7 protein-coding genes are annotated in these 6,809 nt (G+C 60.7%); 5 read left to right on the top strand and 2 right to left on the bottom strand.

Going from position 1 to position 6,809, the window contains the following annotated elements:
* Nucleotides 1-154: 154 nt before the first annotated feature.
* The 5 genes from ACMLHG_RS11035 (at nt 155) to ACMLHG_RS11015 (ending at nt 4,304) form a co-directional block, all read left to right on the top strand.
* Nucleotides 155-604 (top strand): hypothetical protein, encoded by a 450-nt coding sequence (locus ACMLHG_RS11035; RefSeq protein ID WP_294433230.1) that lies wholly within the window; start codon nt 155-157, stop codon nt 602-604.
* A gap of 205 nt (nt 605-809) precedes the next feature.
* A complete protein-coding gene (locus ACMLHG_RS11030) occupies nt 810-1,178 on the top strand; it encodes a hypothetical protein (protein WP_294433229.1) in 369 nt (122 codons plus the stop codon).
* Entirely contained in the window at nt 1,150-2,487 is a 1,338-nt protein-coding gene (locus ACMLHG_RS11025; RefSeq protein WP_417170529.1) for an SNF2-related protein, read from the top strand. The genes ACMLHG_RS11030 and ACMLHG_RS11025 overlap by 29 nt, the downstream gene beginning before the upstream one ends.
* On the top strand, nt 2,484-3,776 hold the full coding sequence (locus tag ACMLHG_RS11020; protein ID WP_417170528.1) for a DUF3440 domain-containing protein: 1,293 nt from the start codon (nt 2,484-2,486) through the stop codon (nt 3,774-3,776). Before ACMLHG_RS11025 ends, ACMLHG_RS11020 begins: the two co-directional genes overlap by 4 nt.
* A 12-nt stretch (nt 3,777-3,788) precedes the next feature.
* Nucleotides 3,789-4,304 carry an IbrB-like domain-containing protein gene (locus ACMLHG_RS11015; protein ID WP_294433224.1) on the top strand — a complete coding sequence of 172 codons (516 nt, stop codon included), beginning with the start codon at nt 3,789-3,791 and terminating at the stop codon, nt 4,302-4,304.
* A 204-nt stretch (nt 4,305-4,508) separates the two neighbouring features.
* Here ACMLHG_RS11015 and ACMLHG_RS11010 read toward each other — a convergent pair whose 3' ends face one another.
* Both ACMLHG_RS11010 and ACMLHG_RS11005 read right to left on the bottom strand, forming a co-directional pair.
* Entirely contained in the window at nt 4,509-4,934 is a 426-nt protein-coding gene (locus tag ACMLHG_RS11010; RefSeq protein ID WP_295810634.1) for a PaaI family thioesterase, read from the bottom strand.
* Between the two features lie 99 nt (nt 4,935-5,033).
* On the bottom strand, nt 5,034-6,773 hold the full coding sequence (locus ACMLHG_RS11005; protein ID WP_294433220.1) for a DUF5696 domain-containing protein: 1,740 nt from the start codon (nt 6,771-6,773) through the stop codon (nt 5,034-5,036).
* Between the last annotated feature and the right edge of the window lie 36 nt (nt 6,774-6,809).

Below are 6,809 nucleotides of genomic sequence, written 5' to 3'. Positions count from 1 at the left end.
AAAATAATAAACGAACGCGACCGCGAACTGCGCTGGCCCGCTCGAAAAACGATCAATTCCTTTGTTCATGATATGGTTCGAAAGCATTATGTCAGTTAAGTAAACACTTAATTCGGAAGAATTCCCTTCCGGCAGAAAAACAAGGAGAAGTAAGATGGAATGTTACGGCAGGATGTACAACAGACTGGATCAATGCAGAAAGTGCACGCTGAGCAAGTACTGTTCCCAGGCGGCGGATCCGCCGCTGCTGACCGACAACGCACCGCCCCCGCTGGTCAATCAGACCATCCTCGCTTATGGCCAGCCGAGCCGGACCAACCGGTTCCAGGCGATGGAACAGGACCGACGCTACACCCGGGCCGACCTGCTGGAGGTAATCGGCTTCATGGCCTCGCTGGACCCCACCTCGCTCGAACTCATCGATCAGAAACTGGCAGAGCCGTCGCTGAACTTAAGTGAACTCGCCCTCCGGCGCGGCGTCAGCCGGCAGGCGATGCATAAGATGATCACCCGCCGGCTGAAATCCATCCCGGAACTCGAGGCGGTCCTCACCTATCGCAAACACCGGAAGCCGGGAGAGAAAACCACCGGTTCCACCCGCTGAAATTCCGCCCGCCGGCAGCGACCGCGGAGACGCTGCCGGTGGATTTTCACGCTGAAAAAAACCTGAAAAAAATCAGACAGTCCGCAATTGCCGCGATTGACAAGAATCTGTTTCGAATGTATTTTAGAGAAAACCGACGGAAGTCGGTACCACGTACCGGAGAGGGGGGAAGCCGGAGTGAACGGGGCCCGGCTGTCAATGCCGCATGAATTGTTTCTATGACTTGGCACTGGTCGAAGTGCTCGACCTGTGGTATTCGCAGACGGCCGGGAAATACGGTGTCCGCTGCTTTCTCAAAGACGATGACGAATATGTCCTCTGGATGACCTCCCGGCAGTTCCACGGATTCCGCCGCCAGTGCGCCGTCGGCGGGCGCGACGGCATCTACGCCAGATACTGCGGGCTCTGCTTGCATCACACGTTTTTCGGCCCGCCGCTGGCCGGGTCCGACTACCGGCTGGTCTCCTGCTTCGACTGGAAGCGCAACGTGCTGACCAGACCGGTTCCGCCGACGCTTCTGCCCCCTGAAACCATCGAGGTCCCGGATGAACTTCGAGATTTCTGCGAAGACTGAACTTTACCCCCACCAGAGCGAGGCGGTGGAGAAACTCCTCCCCCTCCGGGTTGGCGCGCTCTTCATGGAGCATGGAACCGGCCGAACCAGAACCGCAATTGAACTGGTCCGGCGCCGCACAGGGAAATTTTCCGCCGTCATCTGGTTCTGCCCCTACGCGATCAAGGAGAACATCCGGGCGGAAATCCTGAAACACTGCGGCGCAATCGCCCCCTGCTGGAACATCATCGGCATCGAAAGCATGTCCAGCAATCTGGCCGCCATCACCGAGGCGCTCGACCGGATCGACGATCGCGCTTTCGTCATTCTGGACCAGTCCCATTACATCAAAGGCTACCGGGCCAAGCGCAGCAACCGCATCGTCCGCGCCGCGGCAAGAGCGCGCTACCGGCTCATCATGAGCGGCCTGCCAATCTCGCAGGGGGTGCAGGATCTTTTCATGCAGTTCGCCTTCCTCTCCAGCAAAATCCTCGGCTACCGCTCGTTCTACTCCTTCTCGGCGAACCATCTGGAGTATGATCGCTACCACCCGCAGAAGGTGATCCGCGCCCACAACCTCGAATACCTCTCGGCCAAAATCGCCCCGTACGTCTACCAGACCACCCGCGAAGCGTGCGGGGAGCTGCCGGAACGCCTCTACTCCGTCCGCCGTTTCCGCATGAATCCGCTGCAGCGCGAGCTCTACCGCCGCCTCAAGGAGAGGGTGCTTCAGGCGGGGGTGTTCAACAGCCACTCGCTCTTCACGCTCTTCACCCGGCTGCAGCAGGTCCTCTCCGGCTTCTGTCCGGACAGGCACGGCCGCCTGCGCCCTCTCGGCAATCCGCGCCTCGAAGCGCTGAAGGAGCTGTTGCTGTCGCTGGGAAGTCGCGTCAGAATCGTCATCTGGGCCAAATTCCAGTTCGACCTCGACACGCTGGAATCCCAGCTGCCGCCGGAAGAGACCGTCGTGCTCCGCGCCGGGATTCCGCCGGAGGAGCAGGAAAAAATTCTCTCCGCCTTCCGGAGCGAACGCCGCATCCTCGTGGCCAGCGTCAAACTCAGCCGGTGCCCTCTCGATCTCAATGCCGCGGATGTGGTGATCTTCTACAACAACACCTTCAGCTATGCGGAACGGGTCCGCGCCGAAGAGCGCTGTCAGACTCCCGGCCGGCGACGGACAATTCGCTGCATCGATCTGCTCTGCGCCGACTCCATCGACGAGAAGATCCGCCAAAGTCTTCTCCGGAAAAACGGAGTCGCCGTCGAGTTCCGCACGCACATTGAGAAAACCACCGGCTTCTCACCGGAGAACTGGATCCAGAGCCTATGAAGCACTATCAGGATGAGGATGTCTATCATGCGGCCTGCCGCCGGATCTCCGGAATCTTCGACCGCTTCGAACGGATCTGCGTCGCCTTTTCCGGCGGCAAGGACAGCGGCGTGCTGCTCAACCTGGCGATCGACGAAGCACGGAAGAGAAAACGGCGCATCGGGGTGCTTTTCATCGATCTGGAAGCGTTCTACCGCATCTCCATCGAGTTCGTCGAGCGGATGCTCTCCCGCAACGCCGACGTGCTGGAGCCCTACTGGGTCTGCCTGCCGATGGAGAGCCCCAACTCCCTGAGCTACCTGGAACCGACCTGGGTCTGGTGGGATCCTGCCTGCGAAAGCATCTGGGTGCGGCCGATGCCGAATCACCGCTGCGTCGTCAATCTTCGCAACAACCCCTTCGACTTTTACCGACGGAACATGCCGTTCGAACTCTTCTTCCGCCGCTTCAACGAATGGTTCGGCCGCGGCACACTCTCCGCCTGTCTGGTGGGAATCCGGACCGATGAAAGTCTGCAGCGCTACCGGGCCATCACCTGCCGCAAAGAGAGTTTCGAGGGGCTGCACTACTCCACCCGGACGGGGGAAAGCTCCTACAGTTTCTATCCGCTCTACGACTGGCGGACCGAGGATATCTGGACCTACAACGGGCGCTTCGGCAAAGACTACAACCGCCTCTACGACCTCTTCTACAAAGCCGGAGTCAGCATCCACAAAATGCGGGTCGACGAACCCTTCGGCAACGAGGCGAAAGCGGGCCTGAACCTCTTCCGCGTCATCGAGCCGGATACCTGGGCCCGCGTGGTCAACCGCGTCTCCGGCGCCAACTTCGGCAATCTCTACTCCGGCACCCGGCTGATGAACTCCCGCTACCGGCTCCCGAAGAACCACACCTGGAAGAGCTTCACCAAATTCCTGCTCTCGACGCTGCCGCCGGAAACCGCGCGGAACTACCGTACCAAATTCATCAAATTCATCCGATACTGGAAGCGGACCGGGTGCCCGCTCACCGAAGAGTACATCCGGTTTCTCGAGGAGCATCACGCCGATTCGATCGAGAACACCCACACCTTCAGCCGGCGTGGCTCCGGCGACAAGGAGGTGGTGAAATTCCGGAAGATCGTCGACGAGATTCCGGAGCTGGATTCCCGGAAGGATCTTCTCACCTGGCGGCGCATGGCGCTGTGCATCATCAAGAACGATTTTGTCTGCAAGTCGCTCTCCTTCGGCGTCACCCGGGATCTCACGCTGCGCCAGCAGGAGCTGATGGAGAAGTATCGCAATCTATGAAGGGGGGAAATCATGAGCCAGAAGTTTCAAAGTCCGGTCTACAATGTCATCGCGGTGCCGGTGGAAAAAGTGGTGGCCAACGACTACAATCCCAACCGCGTCGCCCCGCCGGAAATGCGGCTGCTCGAACTCTCCATCTGGGAGGACGGCTTCACTCAGCCGGTGGTCTGCTACCGTCACCCCGAACAGGATCTCTACATCATCGTCGACGGCTTCCACCGCTACACGGTCATGCGCACTTCGCGCCGGATTTATGAACGGGAAAAGGGGCTGCTCCCCATCGTCGTCATCGACAAACCGCTCGGGGAACGCATGGCCTCCACCATCCGCCACAACCGCGCCCGCGGCTCCCACAACGTGGACCTGATGTCCGGCATCGTCTCCGAACTGATCTCCATCGGCAAATCCGACGCATGGATCTCCAAAAACATCGGCATGGATGTCGATGAGATCCTCCGGCTCAAGCAGCTCACCGGACTGGCCGCCCTCTTCAAGGACAGCGAATTCTCGCACTCCTGGGAGGAGTAGTCCGTTTCCGCCTCCCGGCAGAGACAGCAGGGGGAGGAGTGCGAAACGCCCCCCTCCCCCGATTCGGGATCTCCCAATCCCCGTCAGCAGCAGCAGCCCGCGAGAAGCAGGGCGACCGCCGCGGCGGCGCTGAACAATGCCGTTCTCATAGAAACACGCTCCTTTCTCTGCAAAACGCCCGTCTCCCGTTTCGGGAGCGGACGCTCAAGCCAGTTTCCCCTCCGCAGGGAAGAAATCAAACCGCTCTTCGGAAATGAATACGCCGGACATGATTTTCGCCACCAGTTTTCCACTCTCGCCGCGCACCTCCACCTCGTACAATCCGGTCCGGCGGCCGCGACTCACCTCGGTCGCCACCGCGCGCAGTTCCCGGCCGGAACCGGGACGAAGATAGGAGATGGTCGAGTTCTGGGTCACCGCCTTGTTGCCGCGGGAGTTCGCCGCCGCGGCCAGCGCCAGGTCGGCCAGCGTGAAAATCGCCCCGCCCTGTACCGCACCAAGCCCGTTCAGCGACTCATCGCGCACCTCCATGACCGCTTCGGCGGAACCGGGGCGGATGCTCTCCACCCGGATTCCGTTGTACCGGCAGAAACGATCCTCCTCATTCAGCAGATTTTTCAACTGTTCCAAGCATGATTCCATAGTTGCGCCCGACTCTTTCCGGTTGTTTTTTTTTCAACGTATAACATACCACGGATTTGCCGTTTGCGCAACTATGATTTCCGAAAATCAGCAACCGCCGTTTCTTCTGCGGGTCACGGAGAGCGGCGGCAGCACGCTCTTCCCGTACGAAGTCTCCTCCTCCGCGTAGTTGACGAGCAGCTCATCCCCGTTCGAATACCGGACCCGGACCAGCGTATCGGAGAGCTCCTCATGCTCCTCGATGAATTCGAACTGGAGATCGGCAAGTTCCCGGTAACGGTCAAACTCCGCCTTCACCGCGCGCACGCCCTGCTCCAGCGCCTCCTCCGTTTCACAGATCAGATCCTCGCGCCCCAGCCAGTGCTCGCCATTGGAAACAAAATCCGCATAGAAATAGTCGAGCGGTCGCCCGCCGAGCTCCATGTTCCGCAGAAAGAGCCGGCGATCGGATTTCACCGCCGCATTCACCGTGTCGCAGGCGACGTTGTAGAGCAGAATGCCATGGTATACCAGATGCCAGAAGGGCACTGTGCGGTCGCAGATTGCCGGCAGCTCCGGATGAAGGCGGAAGACCGGGTAGAGAACGTAGTCGAGAGAGCCGGCACAGAAATCCCACCCCCCTTCCGAAGCGACACCGCCCAGCCCCTCCCGGAAAAATTCCAGCGTCTTCCGGCTCCACTCCGCCGCCTCGTCACGGGTCAGCGGATGGCGCGGATCGCAGCAGGGCTCCGGCAAGAGAATGCTGTAGACGTCCAGATAATGGATCCCGTTGAAGCCGAAATTCCGAAGCAGCTCCACATCCTCCCGGATCAGCGTATGATACACCCGTTCCGGGCAGAGGCGGTAGGCCTGCCCGCCGCCCCACTTCGCCCCCAGTTGCGGGGAACCATCCCGCGCCAGCCGGCGATCCTCCGGATGAAACCGCTTCGCCAGCGTATAGCCGCTGTACGGACAGGTGTGCGCCGCGATGAGATAGCCCAGCTCCTTCGTCCGGGCGATCAGACGGCGCATCTTCTCCTCGCCGCCCAGCAGCGGCTCGACCGGCAGCAGGTCCGGGAACTTCCCGTCATGCCCGGACTTGTTCCAGCCGACCAGGCAGAATTCCGCCTCGGAGATTCCCGCGGCGTGAAACTTCTCCACAATCCGTTGCGCAAGTTCGAACGGCACCTTCGCCTTGATCGGCGGCTCGTTTTCCTCGGTCTGCTCGGCAACCGGAGACGGAACCGGTTTCCACGCCATCCGGATCCGCACCTCCGGCCCGGCCGCCGCCTGCGCCAGTATCGGCTGTTCCCGCAACCGCTCCTTCAACGGGCGGCACTGACCGCGTTCCAGCCGATAGCGACGGTAGCAGCACGCCAGCGCCGAATAGCTCCGCCTGGAAGCGGGCAGCCGGAAGAGACGCAGCCGGATATCATCCACGGCATCCTCCCCGGCAAAGAGAAAACGCGGGAAAAGATAGTATCTGCCCCCCCGGACCCCAGCGACAAGTTCATATTCGAACGGCATCCCCTCGACCACCGCCAGCACCGCGCCGGAAGCGGTCGAAACCGCGAAGACCGGCATGATATTCAGCCGGAACGCGCTCTCGGTATCTTCCCGTTCCCGGAACAGCGTCAAAGCGCTCGCGCCGTCGTTCTCCACACTCGGAATCAGAAAAAATCCCTCCTCGCCCGCCCGGGCCGTGAACGTTTTCGAACGCAGCTCGACCTGCCGGATTCCCGTCCGCGGCAGAGAATCCCGCCGCAACGTCACGACGCCGTCGTTCCCGGCGGAGAGTTCCCGCTCCTCCACTTTGCCGTTTTCCCACACAATCCTGGCTGTAAACATAAATTCCTCCCGGTTGTCGTCTACGGATTCACCTGA

The sequence above is a fragment of the Victivallis sp. genome, from assembly GCF_048170485.1.
Lineage (GTDB): Bacteria > Verrucomicrobiota > Lentisphaeria > Victivallales > Victivallaceae > Victivallis.
The sequence above is the reverse complement of the archived record's forward strand: the minus strand, read 5'-3'. Positions and strand labels throughout refer to the sequence as shown.